Annotated in this window: 14 protein-coding genes and 1 pseudogene; 12 read left to right on the plus strand and 3 right to left on the minus strand. The window is 37.7% G+C overall.

Translation table 11 applies throughout. The features are described from left to right. Positions 1-55 precede the first annotated feature (55 nt). From RCG21_RS10560 to RCG21_RS10590, 7 genes and pseudogenes are all read left to right on the plus strand, one after another. Positions 56-1,179: pseudogene (locus RCG21_RS10560) on the plus strand (N-acetyldiaminopimelate deacetylase). A gap of 281 nt (positions 1,180-1,460) precedes the next feature. Beyond that, positions 1,461-2,009 (plus strand): peroxiredoxin, encoded by a 549-nt coding sequence (locus RCG21_RS10565; protein ID WP_133332586.1) that lies wholly within the window; start codon positions 1,461-1,463, stop codon positions 2,007-2,009. 117 nt (positions 2,010-2,126) lie between these two features. Next, positions 2,127-2,582 carry a TlpA family protein disulfide reductase gene (locus tag RCG21_RS10570; RefSeq protein WP_308913146.1) on the plus strand — a complete coding sequence of 152 codons (456 nt, stop codon included), beginning with the start codon at positions 2,127-2,129 and terminating at the stop codon, positions 2,580-2,582. Positions 2,583-2,750: 168 nt separating this feature from the next. Beyond that, on the plus strand, positions 2,751-4,505 hold the full coding sequence (locus RCG21_RS10575; protein ID WP_133332584.1) for an ABC transporter ATP-binding protein: 1,755 nt from the start codon (positions 2,751-2,753) through the stop codon (positions 4,503-4,505). 17 nt (positions 4,506-4,522) lie between these two features. Beyond that, positions 4,523-6,340, plus strand: coding sequence for an ABC transporter ATP-binding protein (locus RCG21_RS10580; RefSeq protein ID WP_372512754.1), 1,818 nt, complete (start codon positions 4,523-4,525; stop codon positions 6,338-6,340). 86 nt (positions 6,341-6,426) lie between these two features. Next, a complete protein-coding gene (locus RCG21_RS10585) occupies positions 6,427-7,332 on the plus strand; it encodes a DUF4349 domain-containing protein (RefSeq protein WP_308913148.1) in 906 nt (301 codons plus the stop codon). Positions 7,333-7,414: 82 nt separating this feature from the next. Next, entirely contained in the window at positions 7,415-8,074 is a 660-nt protein-coding gene (locus tag RCG21_RS10590; protein ID WP_133332581.1) for a potassium channel family protein, read from the plus strand. A gap of 1,165 nt (positions 8,075-9,239) precedes the next feature. On the opposite strand, the gene rnjA is transcribed toward RCG21_RS10590, so the two are convergent. Together rnjA and RCG21_RS10610 are read right to left on the minus strand one after the other, a co-directional pair. Further along, positions 9,240-10,907, minus strand: coding sequence for a ribonuclease J1 (rnjA, locus tag RCG21_RS10605; RefSeq protein ID WP_133332580.1), 1,668 nt, complete (start codon positions 10,905-10,907; stop codon positions 9,240-9,242). Between the two features lie 6 nt (positions 10,908-10,913). After that, positions 10,914-11,123: a DNA-dependent RNA polymerase subunit epsilon gene (locus tag RCG21_RS10610; protein WP_133332579.1), complete on the minus strand. Its 210-nt coding sequence runs from the start codon at positions 11,121-11,123 to the stop codon at positions 10,914-10,916. 502 nt (positions 11,124-11,625) lie between these two features. Between RCG21_RS10610 and RCG21_RS10615 the strand changes: the two genes are divergently transcribed. Continuing rightward, positions 11,626-12,396 carry a Cof-type HAD-IIB family hydrolase gene (locus RCG21_RS10615; protein WP_133332578.1) on the plus strand — a complete coding sequence of 257 codons (771 nt, stop codon included), beginning with the start codon at positions 11,626-11,628 and terminating at the stop codon, positions 12,394-12,396. 213 nt (positions 12,397-12,609) lie between these two features. On the opposite strand, the gene def is transcribed toward RCG21_RS10615, so the two are convergent. After that, entirely contained in the window at positions 12,610-13,161 is a 552-nt protein-coding gene (gene def / locus RCG21_RS10620; protein ID WP_133332577.1) for a peptide deformylase, read from the minus strand. 128 nt (positions 13,162-13,289) lie between these two features. Between def and RCG21_RS10625 the strand changes: the two genes are divergently transcribed. The 4 genes from RCG21_RS10625 to RCG21_RS10640 all read left to right on the plus strand — a co-directional run bounded on the left by RCG21_RS10625 (position 13,290) and on the right by RCG21_RS10640 (position 17,836). Beyond that, positions 13,290-13,943 (plus strand): YkyA family protein, encoded by a 654-nt coding sequence (locus RCG21_RS10625; RefSeq protein WP_133332769.1) that lies wholly within the window; start codon positions 13,290-13,292, stop codon positions 13,941-13,943. 383 nt (positions 13,944-14,326) lie between these two features. Continuing rightward, complete coding sequence (gene pdhA, locus RCG21_RS10630; protein ID WP_133332576.1) at positions 14,327-15,442, plus strand: pyruvate dehydrogenase (acetyl-transferring) E1 component subunit alpha; 1,116 nt, start codon at positions 14,327-14,329, stop codon at positions 15,440-15,442. A gap of 3 nt (positions 15,443-15,445) precedes the next feature. Next, positions 15,446-16,423, plus strand: coding sequence for an alpha-ketoacid dehydrogenase subunit beta (locus RCG21_RS10635; RefSeq protein ID WP_026574728.1), 978 nt, complete (start codon positions 15,446-15,448; stop codon positions 16,421-16,423). Positions 16,424-16,510: 87 nt separating this feature from the next. Further along, positions 16,511-17,836, plus strand: coding sequence for a dihydrolipoamide acetyltransferase family protein (locus RCG21_RS10640; RefSeq protein ID WP_133332575.1), 1,326 nt, complete (start codon positions 16,511-16,513; stop codon positions 17,834-17,836). Positions 17,837-17,839 lie beyond the last annotated feature (3 nt).

The raw sequence follows: 17,839 nt of genomic DNA on the forward strand, positions 1-17,839 counted from the left end.
TAGGAGGAAAGCGTGGATAATCCACGCTTTTTTTCTAACCAAGGGAGTAACCTGAATGAATTCATATGTGAAAATTCGTCGTGATTTACATCAAATTCCGGAATTAGGGTTCCAAGAATATAAGACCCAGGCTTATTTATTATCTTATTTACAAGGTTTACCTCAGAATAGGCTGACGATTAAAAAGTGGAAAACGGGGATCTTTGTAAAGGTACATGGTCTTAATCCAAACAAAACCATTGGGTATCGAACAGATATCGATGGGCTGCCGATTTCAGAAGAAACAGGGCTGACTTATAAATCAACTCATGATGCGCAAATGCATGCGTGCGGTCATGATTTTCACATGAGTATTGCGGTTGGAACTCTTACCTATTTTGTGGAAAATCCTATCCAAGATGATTTATTATTTATTTTTCAACCGGCAGAGGAGGGCCCTGGGGGGCGGAACCGATGCTGCAGTCAGAAATCATGCAGGAATGGAAACCGGATATGATTTTTGCCTTACATATCGCCCCAGAATACCCTGTAGGAACGATTGCTTTAAAAGAAGGACTACTCTTTGCTAATACGTCTGAACTATTTATTGATTTAAAAGGTAAAGGCGGCCATGCGGCCTATCCTCATCAAACCAATGATATGGTTATTGCTGCCTGTTCGTTAGTCAATCAACTACAGACCATCGTTTCTAGAAATGTCGATCCGCTGGATAGTGCTGTAATTACAATTGGTAAAATTACTGGGGGAACTGTGCAAAATATCATTGCCGAAACAGCTCGTTTAGAAGGGACTATTCGAACATTATCACCTGAATCAATGAAAAAGGTAAAACATCGAGTAGAGTCTCTGGTTAAAGGGATTGAAACAGGCTACGAATGCGAGGCCAAGATTGATTTTGGAGCGATGTATCATCAGGTCTATAATCATGAAAAATTGACAGGTGATTTTTTCGAATATATGAGTCGGCAAAATGAAGTAAAGGTAATTGAGTGCAAAGAAGCCATGACGGGTGAGGACTTTGGCTATATGCTTAAGGAAATCCCAGGATTTATGTTTTGGCTTGGAGTGGACTCGCCATTTGGCTTGCACCATTCAAGGTTAAATCCTAACGAAGATGCTATTGATGTTGCTATAAAGGTAATGACAAACTATATTACTTATCAAGGGAATAAAGCGTAAATCACAATGCGTTTTGTTTTATACTTTTTGGAAATCATGATAAAATTATAGCAAATAATGGTGAATTTTGTTACATAGAAAAAGTTTAATCTTCATCTAAAACGGTAAAACTGATGGAGGGGAAATCTAGGTTATAATTAAAATTAGTATTTATTTAAATTAATTATAATTTAATATTGACTCAAAATAAGAATTATCCTATAATGAAAAGTGTCAAAGGGATAGCAAATGAGAATTGCTATAAAGTTATCTCATTTAATTAATATTTGGAGGGATTCGATATGCCAGAACGTATGGTAGGTAAACAAGCTCCACGCTTTGAAATGGATGCAGTATTACCAAACAAAGAATTTGGAAAAGTTAGCCTTGAAGAGAACATGAAAAATGATAAATGGACAGTATTGTTCTTCTACCCAATGGACTTTACATTCGTTTGCCCAACTGAAATCACTGCAATGTCTGATCGTTACGAAGAATTCGATGACCTTGATGCTGTTGTAGTCGGTGCTTCTACAGACACCATTCATACTCACCTTGCTTGGATTAAAACAGATCGTAAAGAAAATGGTCTTGGCGATTTAAATTATCCATTAGCAGCAGACACTAACCATGTTGTTGCTCGTGAATATGGTGTGTTAATTGAAGAAGAAGGTGTTGCACTTCGCGGTTTATTCATCATTGACCCAGAAGGCGAATTAAAATATTCTGTAGTAAACCATAACAATATCGGCCGTGACGTTGATGAAACACTTCGTGTTCTTCAAGCACTTCAAACTGGCGGACTTTGCCCTGCAAACTGGAAGCCAGGACAAGCTACACTAAATGTTTAAAATAGAAAAGCGGAAGCGCCTTGTTCAGGGGCGCTGGAGCTAGACAATTTTTAAATCAAACACGATAGACCTAACCTTTAAAGTGTTAGGTCTATTTTTAAAATAGGGGGGATTGAAATGAAATTACGTGAGCCAATGCCGGAATTAACAGGTGCAACCGAATGGTTGAACGGTCAGGTGACGAAAGATGAGTTAGTTGGAGAAAGGCCTACACTAATTCATTTTTGGTCGATTAGCTGCCACCTTTGTAAAGAAGCAATGCCACAGGTCAATCAATTCCGTGATGACTTCAAAGAAAAATTAAATGTAATCGCTGTTCATATGCCTCGTTCTGAAAATGATTTAAACATTGAAGAAATCAAGCAAGTGGCCGCAGAACATGGGATTACCCAGCCAATCTTTGTTGACAGTGAACACAAACTTACGGAAGCGTTTGAAAATCAATATGTGCCTGCCTACTATGTTTTTGACCGTGAAGGTAAGCTTCGTCATTTTCAAGCAGGCGGAAGCGGCATGAAAATGCTTGAAAAACGGGTAAATCGTGTTTTGGATGAATTAGAAAAAACTGAATAGAATAATTATAGTAATCAGAACTGTTCGTATTAAAGCGAGCAGTTTTTTTTATGGAAAAAATTTCTTAAAAATGTAGGCAAAGGACTAGAAAAATACTTCGAAACCCGATATATTAAATATTGCGCCTTTATTCAAAAAATTGAAAATTGTAAGGAAAGGGGATTGAATATGGAAACGTTTAAAAAACTAAAATCTTACTATTGGCCTTACAAAAAGTATTTTTTTATTTCCATGAGTTTTTTGTTAGTCGTTACAGCAATAACTGTTGTATATCCAATGATTTTACAGCAAACAATTGATGAGGTGGTGTTAAAAGAGAAGTATTATTTGGTTCCATACCTGGCCATTGGTTTTATTTTTCTAATGGGCATAAAAGGGGGAGCCACCTTTATCAATCAATACACAGGTGATTTATTTGGAATTACCTCCGTCTATAAACTGCGAAATTCCTTATATGAAAAGCTGCAGTTTCTACCGTTTAGATACTATGATAATGCCAAAACGGGAGATTTAATGTCCCGATTAACGGCAGATGTCGAAGGATTTCGCTTTTTTCTTTCCTTTGGCTTTTCAGAATTACTTAGATTCCTCTTGTTAATCGCGCTTAGTGTAGCCGTGATGCTTTACTATTCCATCAGTCTGACCATCATTACACTCATCTCACTTCCCTTTTTAGCTATCATCGTTTATAAATTTGATCGTGCGGTGCACCCTGCCTTTAAGGGGATTCGACAATCATTTGGACGATTAAATACAAAAGTTCAGGAAAGCATCAGTGGTATCAATACTGTTAAATCTCTATCAAGAGAGGGATTTGAAATTGAAAAATTTAACGCTTCAAATGGTGATTATAAGCAGCAAAATATCTTCACCTCCACCATATGGGCAAAGTATTTTCCATTAATGGAGCTAATGGGAAATATCAGTGTTGTTCTTTTATTAGGATACGGCGGTACTCTTGTCATGAAGGGTTCATTAAAACCGGGGGAACTTGTCGCTTTTTATAGTTTGGTTTGGTATATTATTTGGCCGATTGTTAATCTTGGATTTGTAATTAATTTGTTTTCACAAGCAAAGGCTTCAGGGGAACGGCTTTTAGAAGTCCTAGAAGTGAATAACGAAATAACTGATCAAGATGAGGCAATTGATTCGGGCAGGTTAAACGGTCGAGTAGAGTTTAAAAACGTCTCCTTACGCTATGATGAGGGCTTAAAGGAAGCATTATTTGGTATTTCCTTTAAGATTGAGCCTGGAAAAGTAATTGGACTCATTGGCCCTACCGGTTCAGGTAAAACAAGCATTACGCAGCTTATGACGAGATTTTATGAACCAAGTGAAGGAGAGGTTTTGATTGATGGTAAACCGGTAAGCGATTTTTCTCTAAGGACCTTAAGAAGCAATATAGGGTTTGTATTGCAGGAATCCTTTTTATTTTCGACTACCATAAAAGAAAATATCTCCTACGGAAGACCTGAGGCAGACATGGACCAAATTATTAATGCAGCTAAACGGGCCCAGGCGCATGATTTTATTATGGAACTTCCGAATGGTTATGAAACGATACTTGGAGAACGGGGAATGGGCCTTTCAGGAGGCCAAAAGCAAAGAATTGCGATTGCCAGAGCTATTTGTGTGGACCCAAGTATTTTAATTTTAGACGATGCTACAAGTGCAGTCGATATGGAAACGGAATTAAATATCCAAAAGGCATTAAAAGAAGTCATGAAAGGCCGGACTACCTTCATCATTGCTCACCGGATTTCCTCCTTAAAGCATGCAGATGAAATTTTAGTATTAAATAATGGCCGGATTGTGGAACGGGGAAAACACGAGAAATTGTTCAATAATAATGGTCCATATCAACGGGTATTTGAAATCCAATATAAGGATTGGCAGGAAAAGGCATCATCTAAAACAGGTTAAAGGAGGGAATGTTTTTGATTGAAAAAAGAGCGCATCCAAGTATATTAAAACGCTTTCATTATTCCTCAGATCAAGTGATTGAAAAACCCTTTAACTGGATTCAAATGGCAAGGCTGTTTAGTTATCTTAAGCCATATAAGAAAAATTTATTACCTCTCTCAGCAATAATGGTCATCATCACCACAGCCATTCGCTTAACCATTCCGATTTTAATTGGAGTCTATACGCTAGATAAAGCCATCATCAATAAAGACATCCATTTATTGACCATCCTAGTTATCATCATTGCCAGCCTCTATTTCATATCGTACATTGCAAATATTTTTCGAATTCGCTGGATGAATGAACTGGGGCAGGGGGTCATCTACGATATTCGAAAGCATCTTTTTTCACATGTACAAAATCTTTCGCATCAGTTTTTTGACCAGCGTTCTGCTGGTTCGATTCTTGTTCGGATTATGAATGATATCAATTCATTGCAGGATTTATTTACCAACGGAGTTATTAATTCATTAATGGATTCATTATTGTTAATAGGTGTTTTGATTGTATTATTTTCACTTAGTCCGTCACTTGCCCTTGCTGTAATGCTCATTTTACCGATTATGTTCTTTATATCCACCAGCCTGCGCCGAAAAATTCGCAAATCTTGGCAGGTCGTAAGATTAAAACAGGCGAAGCTTAATTCTCATTTAAATGAAAGCATCCAGGGAATTCGCGTTACCCAATCCTTTACCCAGGAAAAGGAGAATATGGCTTTTTTTCAGGGCGTAAATCAGGAGAATTTCGAAAGCTGGAAAGTAGCCTCCCAAAAAAATGCGATGTTTAGGCCGCTTGTTGAAATAACCAATGCCCTTGGTTCTGCGGTTTTAATTTGGTTAGGGAGCTATCTTATTTTAAATGATTCAATGAAAATTGGTGAATTTGTTTCGTTTGCCTTTTATCTTGGAATGTTTTGGGAACCAATTTCAAGGTTAGGACAGGTGTATAATCAGTTATTAGTTGGTATGGCCTCTTCTGAACGGATATTCGAGTTTCTAGATGAAAAGCCGATTGTTTCAGAAAAAGACGACCCGCAGGAAATGAGGGATATAAAGGGACATATTCAATTTGAAAATGTTGTATTCTCTTATAGTGAGAGTCGGCATGCATTAAAAGGAGTGAGCCTTGAAATAAAGGCGGGACAAACAACAGCACTTGTGGGGCACACCGGTTCAGGAAAGACAACGATAGCCAATCTTATCTCACGCTTTTACGACGCAACATCAGGGGAAATTTATATTGACCATCACAATATAAAGGATATCTCACTGAAGAGTCTTAGACGGCAAATTAGTGTGGTCTTGCAGGATACTTTTATTTTTTCAGGGACGATTATGGAAAATATTCGCTTCGGGAGACCTGATGCAACGGACGAGGAAGTCTTATATGCAGCAAAAGCTGTTGGAGCGTATCACTTTATTGAAAGGCTTCCAAATGGTTTTCATCATGAAGTAGAAGAACGTGGGAATATTTTATCCGTCGGTGAAAGGCAGCTTCTCTCGTTTGCCAGAGCACTTTTAGCAGACCCAAGAATTTTAATTTTAGATGAGGCGACAGCAAGTATTGATACAGAGACAGAAGTACTTATCCAAAAAGCTTTAAATACTTTATTAAAAGACCGAACCGCCATTATCATTGCCCATCGTCTTTCGACTATTCGAGATGCTGAACAAATCATTGTATTAGATCATGGTCAAATAAGTGAAAAAGGCAATCATGAAGAACTAATGGAGCTTCAAGGAGAGTATTATCATTTGGTAAGGGCGCAGTTTAACCGGGCTGAAGTTATGTAAATTATCCATAAATAGGTGTTTTTACCTTTTTTTGTAACCATTTTTATTTTTACTCGTCGGTTTAAATAAAAAGGGGTGTCGTGCGAATGAATAGATTCATTAAATGGATCCCAATTGTTTTTGTATTTCTTCTTCTTTCAGCATGCAGGTCGGATAGTAAAAGTGAGAGTGCCAAAATGGATTTTGCTACTAGCAAGACCGCCGATTCTGCCCAAAATGGAAGTCAAGCAAAAGCGTCATTACTATCAGCTGAGAACTTTAAAAAAGAAATGAATCAATCAATTGAAATCCAAATTCCCGAAAAAAAGGTCATTTATACTGCAGACTTAGAGCTTCGTGTGAAAAAGTTTGAACAGACCGTACGAAGAATCGAAGAAAAAGTAGAAAAATACGGCGGCTATATCGCGGAATCTAACGTAATAAAAGAGGGGAAAGAGCAGGTGAGTGGAAGCATTCGAATTCGAATCCCTCAAAAGTATTTTCAGAGTTTTTTACATGATGCCGAGGGGCAGGCTGTTGAAGTGATTCAGCGAAATATTACGGGTCAGGATGTAACTGAAGAATATGTGGATTTAGAATCCAGATTAAACTCAAAAAAAGTTGTGGAGGAACGCTTACTCTCTTTTATGAAAAAAGCAAACAAAACCGAGGACTTATTAAAAATTTCTGCAGATTTAGCATCTGTTCAGGAAGTGATTGAAACGATTGAAGGGAAATTAAAGTTTTTAGAAAATCAAACCGCCTTTTCAACGGTAAATATCATGTTGCATGAATATAAGGTGATTGTTCCTAATATTGATAAGGACAATCTTAACACCTTGGAGAAAACAAAAAAACAGTTTATGAAAAGTATCAATACACTTATAGCTGTCGTATCCTGGCTAGTTGTTTTTGTCATTGGCAATCTTCCAATTCTAATTATTATTTCAGTGATCGGTTTGCTTCTTTATCTTTACATCAAGAAAAGAAGAAATCATAGTCCAAGAGGATAAAGGATAAACGACTTATTACCGTGCAACGTTGTATATGCTAAAATGTACAAAGATAGAGAACCTGATTCTGGAGGAGAATTCTGTGAAAAAAAGCTTTGCAGTCATAGGACTTGGCCGGTTTGGCGGGAGTATTTGCCGGACACTTACAGAGGAAGGAATTGAAGTGTTGGCCATTGATAAAAATGAAGAAAGAGTGAATGAATATTCGATGATTGCTTCTCATGCCGCTGTAGGAGATACAACGGACGAAGCAGTTTTGAAAAGTTTAGGAATCCGCAATTTTGATCATGTAATTGTTGCCATTGGTGACGATATCCAATCAAGTATATTAACGACACTTATCTTAAAAGAGTTAGGTGTCCCCAATATAACGGTTAAGGCCCAAAATGATTACCATGAGAAGGTCCTCAGGAAAATTGGTGCGGACCAGGTTGTCCACCCTGAAAGGGATATGGGACGTCGGATTGCTAACAATTTAGCATCTAATAATGTCCTTGATTATCTTGAATTATCTGATGATCATAGTATTGTTGAAATTGTTGCCAATGGAAAGATCGCTGAGCATACGATTATGGATTTAGATATTCGCAAAAAATATGGCCTTAATATCGTTGCAATAAAAAGAGGCGAAGAGCTGATTGTTTCCCCGCAGGCTAAAGAAACACTTCGTGTGAATGATGTATTAGTTGTAATTGGAAGCGATGTAGACATAGACCGATTTGGGAAAAAGGCCATGGCATAAAATAGGCACCTTAAAAAACGGAAATGCCCTAAGTATTTCCGTTCAGATTGTCGAGAAAGGATATTTTTCTCGGCAATTTTTTATTATGTCAGAATGTACCATTTTTTCATTTGATATTCGCAACTGCTAACGGGCTTGTTGATTTCCGCTCCGGGTGCTTCGCTCCAATCAACGGGGAGAATCAACCTGATGAATTACCAAACACTTTTTCTAGCCTGTCTAAGAGTGACAATTTTTTTATATTTTGGCAGGCAGCAGTAGGAGAGCCTGCTCACTTACATTCTACAATCACCGTAACTGGAAGTAGCGTAGCCAAAGCAATTTTTTGAGTCTGTGAAGCTTCGCTCAACTTTTTCCTTTCTGAAATTAAAAAGAATTTTACCCGTTTTAGTTATGAGATTTAACCTAACCTTTTCTATGCGCTTTTCCCATATATGCCTTGTTACGACTTTTACTATTTAAAGGAAAACTCCAATAAACATAAGTTTACAAAAAGTTTCATCCTACTACCGACCTATTCTCTAAATGGAAATTTATATAAGATAAAGAACGAGATTAATACATTTGTCCTAATCAAGAATTAACATATAGAACAACACCCCGGTAAGGGTAAAGCGAATACAAATTTAATACGAAGAAGTGTGGAAATTCCCCATTACTATCCCACGCGCTTGAAGGATAAGAGTATAGTCCGTAAATAGAACCATCCCAACTATTTTGTAATTCATTGCTAGGAGAACAATTTCCGAAAATTTCCTAAAAATATCGATTTCTTTAAAAATGTGTCGATGATTCCACTAATCGTCGAATGGTGAGGAACTGAATCATTGAATTTTAGACCTAAAAACTAACTTTAGACAATGATCATCTTAGTTTAAAGGAATGTCTTTATTGAACACTACAAAGTTGATTGGAGTGGAAGGCGCGAAGACTCCTGTGGGAGTACGGGATAGGGGAGACCCCGCAGGAGCGAAGCGACGAGGAGGCTCCCCAGCACGCCCACGGAAAGCGAAGCGCCTGGAATGGAAATCAACGGACCTGTTGAAAAGAATATATAATAATGTTGTATCAGATTAGTGCGGTGAATTGTTAAAGAAGGAGAATAAATTAAAAGGCTATCGAATGTTTCGATAGCCTGAACGGAAACGCCTAACCGTTTCCGTTTTTAAACTTCCATAATGATTGGTAAAATCATTGGTCTCCGTTTTGTTTTTTCATAAAGGAATGGTGCGAGTGTGTCTGTTATTTCATTTTTTATTTCTGACCATTGAGTCGTTTTTCTTTCCATTACCTTATTGATATGTTTAGTAATTAAGTTTTGAGCATCATTAATTAAATCACCGGATTCTCTCATATAGACAAATCCTCTTGAAATTAAATCAGGACCAGAGGCAATTTTGAAATCCTTCATATTGATGCTGACTACGACAACCACTAAGCCTTCCTCTGAAAGAATTCTTCGGTCTCTTAGTACGATATTTCCAATATCACCAATACCGCTTCCGTCAATATAAACTGAACCGGAAGGAATTTTACCTGCTACTTGTGCCGTATTTTCTGAAAGAGCCAAAACCTCACCATTATCCATGATAAAACAGTTTTCTTCCTGTACCCCACAGTCAACGGCAAGTTTGGCATGCATTCTCTGCATCCGGTATTCTCCGTGAATTGGCATAAAAAACTTCGGCTTTATAAGACGGAGCATCAACTTTTGTTCTTCCTGTCCGCCATGTCCTGAAGTATGAATATTACTTAATTTTCCATGGATAACATCGGCTCCTGCTCTAAAGAGAAGGTTGATTGTTCGGCTGACGCTTATTGTATTACCAGGGATTGGCGAGGAAGAAAAGACTACTGTATCTCCCGGTATAATTTGAATTTGTCGATGTGTACCATTCGCAATTCTTGAAAGTGCTGCCATTGGTTCTCCCTGGCTTCCTGTGCAAAGAATGGTTACCTTATCAGCAGGAAGTCGGTTAATCTGATTGGATTCAATAAACGTTTCTTTTGGAGCAAGTATATATCCCAATTCAAGACCGATATTGATGGCAGCTTCCATACTTCTTCCAAATACAGCGATTTTTCGTCCATTTGTTACTGCTGCTTCTACTACTTGCTGTAGGCGGTGGATGTTTGAAGCAAAGGTTGCAAAAATGATTCGGCCATCAACTTTTCGGAAAATATCATGTATGCTCTCGCCAACACGGCGTTCCGACATCGTAAATTCAGGAATTTCACTGTTTGTACTATCAGAGAGTAAACATAAAACTCCCTCTTTTCCAATTTCGGCCATTTTGGTTAAATTAGCTGGTTCACCGACAGGGGTGAAATCAAATTTAAAATCACCTGTGTGGACAATTTGACCTGGAGGGGTTTTTACGACGATTCCATAGGAATCAGGTATACTATGTGTGGTGCGGAAAAAAGTAACAGATGTTTTACGGAACTTAATCACATCATCTTCTTTGATTTCAATCAGTTTAGCATTTCTTAGAAGACCATGTTCTTCTAGTTTATTTTTGATTAACCCAAGAGCAAGTTTACCACCGTAAATAGGAATATTGATTTCCCTAAGCAAATAAGGAATTCCACCAATATGGTCCTCATGTCCGTGTGTAACAAACAGCCCTTTTATTTTTTCTTCGTTTTTTACTAGGTAAGTGTAATCAGGAATTACATAATCAATTCCTAAAAGCTCGTCTTCTGGGAATTTTATACCAGCATCAATTAGGATGATTTCATCCTGAAATTGAACAGCATATGTGTTCTTACCGATTTCACCCAGTCCTCCCAGGGCAAAAACAGCAGTTTGATCATTTTTTACAAATTTCATAAATTATCAAATCTCCAATACTTTGTAATCTTCATTTTGTTGTTCATACTCTAAAAACGCACCTGAAACTGCTTGTACAAATTCAATGTTATAGCCGCGGTCTGCAAGCTTTTTCCGAACATCTCTTTCTGATTCTCCCTCCATATAAAGGGTTTTTGTGTTCTCTCTCACTGGTACCTGTTTAATGCTTTCTTGATAATATACTTTATATATCATGACAATATCGCTCCTTAATCGATCATACCTATTTCTATTATATAAAATTTTTACATCTTTTTCATGTGTTTTATTATATTTGACAAATAAACCAAGACATGGACGTTTAGTGAAAAGTATGTAAAAGCATCACTGCTTATCAATTTACAATAAGGAAGGAGCCCTTCGCAAGTATGAAGGGCTCAAAATTTCAGGCAATCGATTTTTTTCGTAGTAAATCTTTCCACTGTTTTAAGAGCTTCTTTCTTAGCTTCTTTAACATAGTGGATCATCTCCTTAACTTTATTTTAAACGATCCTTGTCCAATGTAAAGCAAGCCATGACAGATTAATGAAGATTTTTTTCAGATAAAAGTTTTTTGCTATTATTATATGGTGATTTTGCTAATTCTTTCATGGATAATCATGGAATTCAATTAATTGTTAACGAATTGACAATTTTTTTAGGAAGGGTTAGTGTTTTTATAGAAAAATATTATACGCAGCTTTTGAAGGAGTTTATTATGAAGAAGATTGTTTTTTTCGACATAGACGGTACATTATTGGATCATGAAAAAAAACTGCCTACGAGCACAAAAAAGGCTATCCAGCTTTTAAAGGATAGTGGTGTTTATGTCGCAATTGCGACCGGTAGGGCCCCGTTTATGTTTGAAAGTATACGCAAGGAACTTGGCATCGATTCATATGTTAGCTATAACGGTCAATTGGTTGTCTTTGAGGGGGAGGTAATCTATGAGAACCCCCTTAATCAAACTGAGCTTGAAAAACTATTGATTGAAACGGAGCAGAATGGACACCCTTTAATAGTAATGAATGAACAAACGATGAAGGCAACCGTTAAACAACATCCCTTTATCGACATTAGTCTGGGTACATTGAATTTTTCCCATCCTGAGCAGGATGCTACTTTTTATAAAAATAGGAAGATTTATCAATCCTTGCTTTTCTGTGAAGATAAAGAGGAATTAGTGTATTTTAATCACTATCCAAAGTTTAACTTTATTAGATGGCATGATTATTCTGTCGATGTTTTACCTAAAGGGGGTTCCAAAGCGGAAGGCATCAAAAAAATGATTGAGCGTCTGGGATTTGAATTAAAGGATGTCTATGCTTTTGGAGACGGTTTAAATGATTTGGAAATGTTAAAGGCAGTCGGTACCAGTGTTGCGATGGGTAATGGGGTCCCAGAGGCGAAAGAACATGCAGATTATATTACAACAGATGTCGCTGAAAATGGAATTTGGAATGGTTTAAAGGAATTACAGTTAATATAATAAAAGGCTGTGTTGATTTTTAACAAAGTTGATTGGAGTGTAAGGTGCGAAGACTCCTGTGGGAGTATGGGGTAGGGGAGACCCGCAGGAGCAAAGCGACGAGGAGGCTCCACAGACCGCCCACGAACCGCTTGCTTCTGGAGCGTAAATCAACAACTAAGTTTATGAAAGTCTTAAAAAAAACTGCCGGCTCCTTAAGGAACGGCAGTTTTTTTATCTTTCAATGACGATTGCCCCTTCAATCGGTTTGAAAGGGTCTTCTTTATTAATATAATCATAAAACATAATCCCATTTAGATGATCAATTTCATGTTGGAAACAGATGGCCGGAAGCCCTTTTAGACGAAGTTTTACCTCTTCTCCATTCTCGTTGATGCCTTTTATCGTTACTCTTGCGTGCCTTGGTACAAAGCCTGGTATAGCTTCATCGACTGAGAGGCAGCCTTCACCTGATTGCAGATACGATTTTTCAACTGAGTGACTAACAATTTTTGGATTGAAAAGTGCGTAACTATATGCGGCTTTTTCGTCCTGTATATGAACAGCAATCATTCGTTTTGAAACATTGATTTGCGGAGCTGCTAAACCGATACCCGGTCTTAATTTGTATTTTTCAGCAATCTCAGGGTTTTGACTGTTTTTAACATATTCTAAAAGCTCTTGTAAGATCCGTTTGTCTTCATCAGAGGCGGGGAGGGGAACTTCCGCTGCTATTTTTCTGAGAGTTGGATGACCATCGCGTATGATATCTTCCATTGTAATCATGTGCTGTCTCACTCCTGTTTTCTGTTATAATAATGAATAAGATTAGTCTATCAAACAAAATTAAAAAAGTTAACCACTTTGTGATGTATCTAGATGGTTCTTAGATAAGGGGGATACACTTGCCTTTTGTGATCAAAAGACGTTTATGGCTTTCTATTATTACTACTGTGGTGATTTTATCCGGTTGTTTCAATCAAAAAACACCCGTTGAAAAAATCTATGATATTTTAGAAAAGGTTGTGGAGAAAGAAAAGGGATTTGAAAATCAGCAGGAACCGCTCGTAGCATTAGAAAAAAAAGAAAAAGCTACATATGAAAAAATTCTTGACCTTGGAATGAAACAGCATGATAAAGTTGTAAAGTTGGCTGATGCGGCTTTAGCAATGGCTGACAAGAGAGAGCAATATATGAACGAAGAAACCAAAAGTATCTTGGAGTCCAAAGAGACATTCCAAAAAATTAAGCAATATACAAATGATTTAAAGAATCCTAAACTAAAAAAAGCTTTGGAACATCTTTATCAGATTATGATCAATAGATATTCCGCCCACGATGAACTGAATAAGGAATATCTTAATGCCTTAAAACTTGATAAACAATTGTATGGATTGTTAAAAAATAAAAATTTATCCTTTGAGGACTTAGAGGCAAAAGTGAATAAGGTGAATGAATCCTATCAAAAAGTCTATGCGGCAAATAAAAAGTTTAATGAACTTACAAAGGAATACAATGATCAAAAGCTTGCATTTTATAAAATGTCAGGGTTGAAAATAAATGAATAATATTTAATTTTCTAATAAACCGGCTGAAAGAGCCGGTTTTTCTTTGTTATAACAGAACAGAAATTTGTTTGATTTTATATAACAGATTGTTTGTTTTAAATAATACAGCTGTGTTTAAGATGTCTCCTATTGTTAATGTAGAAATGATGAAAAATTATGAGATTTAGTATTTGACGCGTTTAAAAAGTTGATGTAAACTCGGATATGTAGATAATAATTGTATCAATAAAATAAACAAAAATACTGATACAGAATATGATGGGATGGAGAGATAAATTTCCATTCAATATTTTTTGTCTTTTAGGGTTTTTGGGTAACCTACAAAGGTGGAATGATTAATTTATACTTATGTTTTTTTGAAAAGAAAGGATGAGGTGACCTAAATGGCTTCTAAACTTAAGAACGCCCAGCTCGATGCGAAAAAGTCGCTCGAAATCGTCGAAGAACAGTTTCAAACATTTCAAATATTAAATGAAGAAGGCGAAGTCGTTAACGAAGCGGCAATGCCGGATTTAACAGATGCTCAACTTCAAGAATTAATGCGCAGAATGGTATACACACGTATTCTTGACCAACGTTCAATTTCTTTAAACCGTCAAGGAAGACTTGGATTCTATGCTCCAACTGCCGGACAGGAAGCATCACAATTAGCATCCCAATTTGCTTTGGAAAAAGAGGATTTTATTTTACCTGGATATCGCGATGTACCACAAATCATTTGGCACGGGTTACCACTTTATCAAGCATTCTTGTTCTCACGCGGACACTTCCAAGGAAATCAAATTCCTGAAGGTGTAAACGTTTTATCACCACAAATCATTATTGGTGCGCAATACGTTCAAACTGCAGGTGTAGCGCTTGGACTGAAAAAGAATGGCAATAAAGCTGTTGCTATCACGTACACAGGTGATGGCGGAGCATCACAAGGGGATTTCTACGAAGGAATTAACTTTGCAGGGGCATTAAAAGCGCCGGCAATTTTCATCGTTCAAAATAACCGTTTTGCAATTTCGACACCTGTAGAAAAACAATCAGCAGCGAAAACCGTTGCTCAAAAAGCTGTTGCTGCAGGAATTCCTGGAATCCAGGTTGATGGTATGGACCCATTAGCTGTTTATGCGGCAGTTCACGATGCACGTGAGCGGGCGATCAATGGCGAAGGACCAACCTTAATTGAAACACTTACGTATCGTTATGGCCCACACACAATGGCGGGAGACGATCCAACTCGTTACCGTACGGCTGAACTTGATAACGAATGGGAAAAGAAAGACCCACTTGTTAGATTCCGTAAGTTCTTAGAAAACAAAGGTTTATGGAGCGAAGAAAAAGAAAACGAAGTAATTGAACAAGCAAAAGAAGACATTAAAGAAGCAATCAAAAAAGCAGATGCGGCTCCGAAGCAAAAAGTGACTGATTTAATGTCGATTATGTTTGAAGAAATGCCTTCTAACTTAAAAGAACAATATGAAATTTATAAAGCAAAGGAGTCGAAGTAAGTCATGGCTCAAATGACAATGATTCAAGCGATTACTGATGCATTGCGTATTGAATTGCGTAATGATCCAAAAACATTAATATTTGGAGAAGATGTTGGCGTGAATGGCGGGGTTTTCCGTGCCACTGAAGGGCTCCATAAAGAATTTGGCGAAGAGCGTGTTTTTGATACACCATTAGCAGAATCAGGGATTGGTGGTTTATCTATCGGTCTTGCATTAACAGGATACCGTCCAATTCCGGAAATTCAATTCTTTGGATTCGTTTTTGAGGTAATGGATTCTATCGCAGGTCAAATGTCTCGTATGCGCTACCGTTCTGGAGGACGCTATAATATGCCAATTACAGTTCGTTCACCATTTGGCGGCGGCGTTCACACTCCTGAGCTTCACTCAGACAGTTTAGAAGGATTAATGGCACAGACCCCTGGATTAAAAGTTGTCGTTCCATCAACACCATATGATGCAAAGGGATTGTTAATCTCAGCTATTCGTGATAATGATCCAGTTGTATTCTTAGAGCATTTAAAATTATACCGTGCATTCCGTCAAGAAGTACCTGAAGAGGAATACACGATTCCACTAGGAAAAGCCGATGTGAAACGTGAGGGAACAGACCTTTCTATCTTTACTTACGGTGCAATGGTTCACGAATCATTAAAAGCTGCTGAAGAATTAGAAAAAGAAGGCCATTCAGTCGAGGTTGTCGATTTACGTACAATTAGTCCGCTTGATATTGAAACAATCATAGCATCTGTTGAAAAAACGGGCCGAGCAATTGTTGTTCAAGAAGCACAAAAACAAGCGGGTGTTGCAGCGACAGTAGTAGCTGAAATTAATGACCGTGCGATTTTAAGCTTGGAAGCACCAGTATTACGTGTAACAGCGGCTGATACTGTTTATCCTTTCTCCCAAGCAGAATCTGTATGGCTTCCTAACTATAAAGATGTGATTGAAACGGCTAAAAAGGTATTGACGTTCTAATATAATCGAAAAAAAGTCTGCTCTATTTCCCGCATAATGTTTGAATACACCTGCGAAAATAGAGGAAGTATAGGAGGATGAATTACAGTGTCATTTCAATTTAAAATGCCTGACATTGGTGAAGGTATTCACGAAGGTGAAATTGTCAAATGGTTCATAAAACCAGGTGACAAGGTTCAAGAAGATGATGTACTTTGCGAAGTGCAAAATGATAAAGCAGTAGTTGAAATTCCTTCTCCAGTAGAAGGTACTGTAATTGATGTTTTAATTGGTGAAGGCACTGTTGCAACAGTTGGACAGGTTCTTGTTACATTTGATGCACCAGGATATGAAGACTTGCAATTTAAAGGCGATCACGGTGATGATGAACCAAAACAAGAAGCAGCACCAGCAGCACCAGCACCTGAAACAAAGCAAGAAGCAGCACCAGCAGCACAGGCAGCAGTTACAGCAGCTGCTGTAACACAACCTCAAGCTGATGTAGATCCAAATCGCCGAATCATTGCAATGCCATCTGTACGCAAATATGCACGTGAAAAAGGTATTGAAATTGCTCATGTTGCTGGTTCTGGTAAAAATGGCCGGATCATGAAGGCTGATATTGACGCATTCTTAAGCGGTGGTGCACCAGCAGTACCAGTTGAAACTGCTGCTGTATCCGAGGAAGTAAATGTTGAAGTTCCAAAAGCAGCACCAATTCCACAAGGTGAATATCCTGAAACACGTGAAAAAATGAGCGGTATCCGTAAAGCAATTGCGAAGGCAATGGTTAATTCTAAGCATACTGCTCCACATGTTACCTTAATGGATGAAATTGATGTAACGAAACTTGTTGCTCACCGTAAAAAATTCAAGGAAGTAGCTGCAGCGAAAGGTATCAAGTTAACTTTCCTACCTTATATCGTAAAAGCATTAACAAGTGCTTTGAGAGAGTTCCCAGCATTAAATACTTCTTTAGATGATGCAACAAGTGAGATTATTCATAAACATTACTATAATATCGGTATTGCAGCTGATACAGAAAAAGGTTTATTAGTACCAGTTGTTAAGGATGCAGACCGTAAATCCGTGTTTAACATTTCAAATGAAATCAACGAATTGGCAACAAAAGCACGGGATGGAAAGTTAGCTCCAAATGAAATGAAAGGTGCATCTTGCACGATTTCTAATATTGGTTCAGCTGGCGGTCAATGGTTTACTCCTGTTATTAATCACCCTGAAGTAGCGATTTTAGGGGTAGGTCGAATTGCGGAGAAACCAATCGTAAGAGATGGTGAAATTGTTGCTGCACCAGTACTAGCTCTTTCATTAAGCTTTGACCACCGTATGATTGATGGTGCTACAGCACAAAACGCAATGAATCATATTAAGCGATTATTGAACGATCCTGAACTATTGCTAATGGAGGCGTAAAAA

The sequence above is a fragment of the Bacillus salipaludis genome (assembly GCF_030938565.1).
GTDB lineage: Bacteria > Bacillota > Bacilli > Bacillales > Cytobacillaceae > Neobacillus > Neobacillus salipaludis_A.

What these genes read in the sequence shown, in the direction of transcription:
- RCG21_RS10575 (WP_133332584.1), top strand. Translation starts at nt 2,751, where the DNA reads ATGGAAACGTTTAAAAAACTAAAATCTTACTATTGGCCTTACAAAAAG.
- pdhA (WP_133332576.1), top strand. Translation starts at nt 14,327, where the DNA reads ATGGCTTCTAAACTTAAGAACGCCCAGCTCGATGCGAAAAAGTCGCTC.
- RCG21_RS10565 (WP_133332586.1), top strand. Translation starts at nt 1,461, where the DNA reads ATGCCAGAACGTATGGTAGGTAAACAAGCTCCACGCTTTGAAATGGAT.
- rnjA (WP_133332580.1), bottom strand. Translation starts at nt 10,907, where the DNA reads ATGAAATTTGTAAAAAATGATCAAACTGCTGTTTTTGCCCTGGGAGGA.
- def (WP_133332577.1), bottom strand. Translation starts at nt 13,161, where the DNA reads ATGATTACAATGGAAGATATCATACGCGATGGTCATCCAACTCTCAGA.
- RCG21_RS10615 (WP_133332578.1), top strand. Translation starts at nt 11,626, where the DNA reads ATGAAGAAGATTGTTTTTTTCGACATAGACGGTACATTATTGGATCAT.
- RCG21_RS10635 (WP_026574728.1), top strand. Translation starts at nt 15,446, where the DNA reads ATGGCTCAAATGACAATGATTCAAGCGATTACTGATGCATTGCGTATT.
- RCG21_RS10570 (WP_308913146.1), top strand. Translation starts at nt 2,127, where the DNA reads ATGAAATTACGTGAGCCAATGCCGGAATTAACAGGTGCAACCGAATGG.
- RCG21_RS10610 (WP_133332579.1), bottom strand. Translation starts at nt 11,123, where the DNA reads ATGATATATAAAGTATATTATCAAGAAAGCATTAAACAGGTACCAGTG.
- RCG21_RS10585 (WP_308913148.1), top strand. Translation starts at nt 6,427, where the DNA reads ATGAATAGATTCATTAAATGGATCCCAATTGTTTTTGTATTTCTTCTT.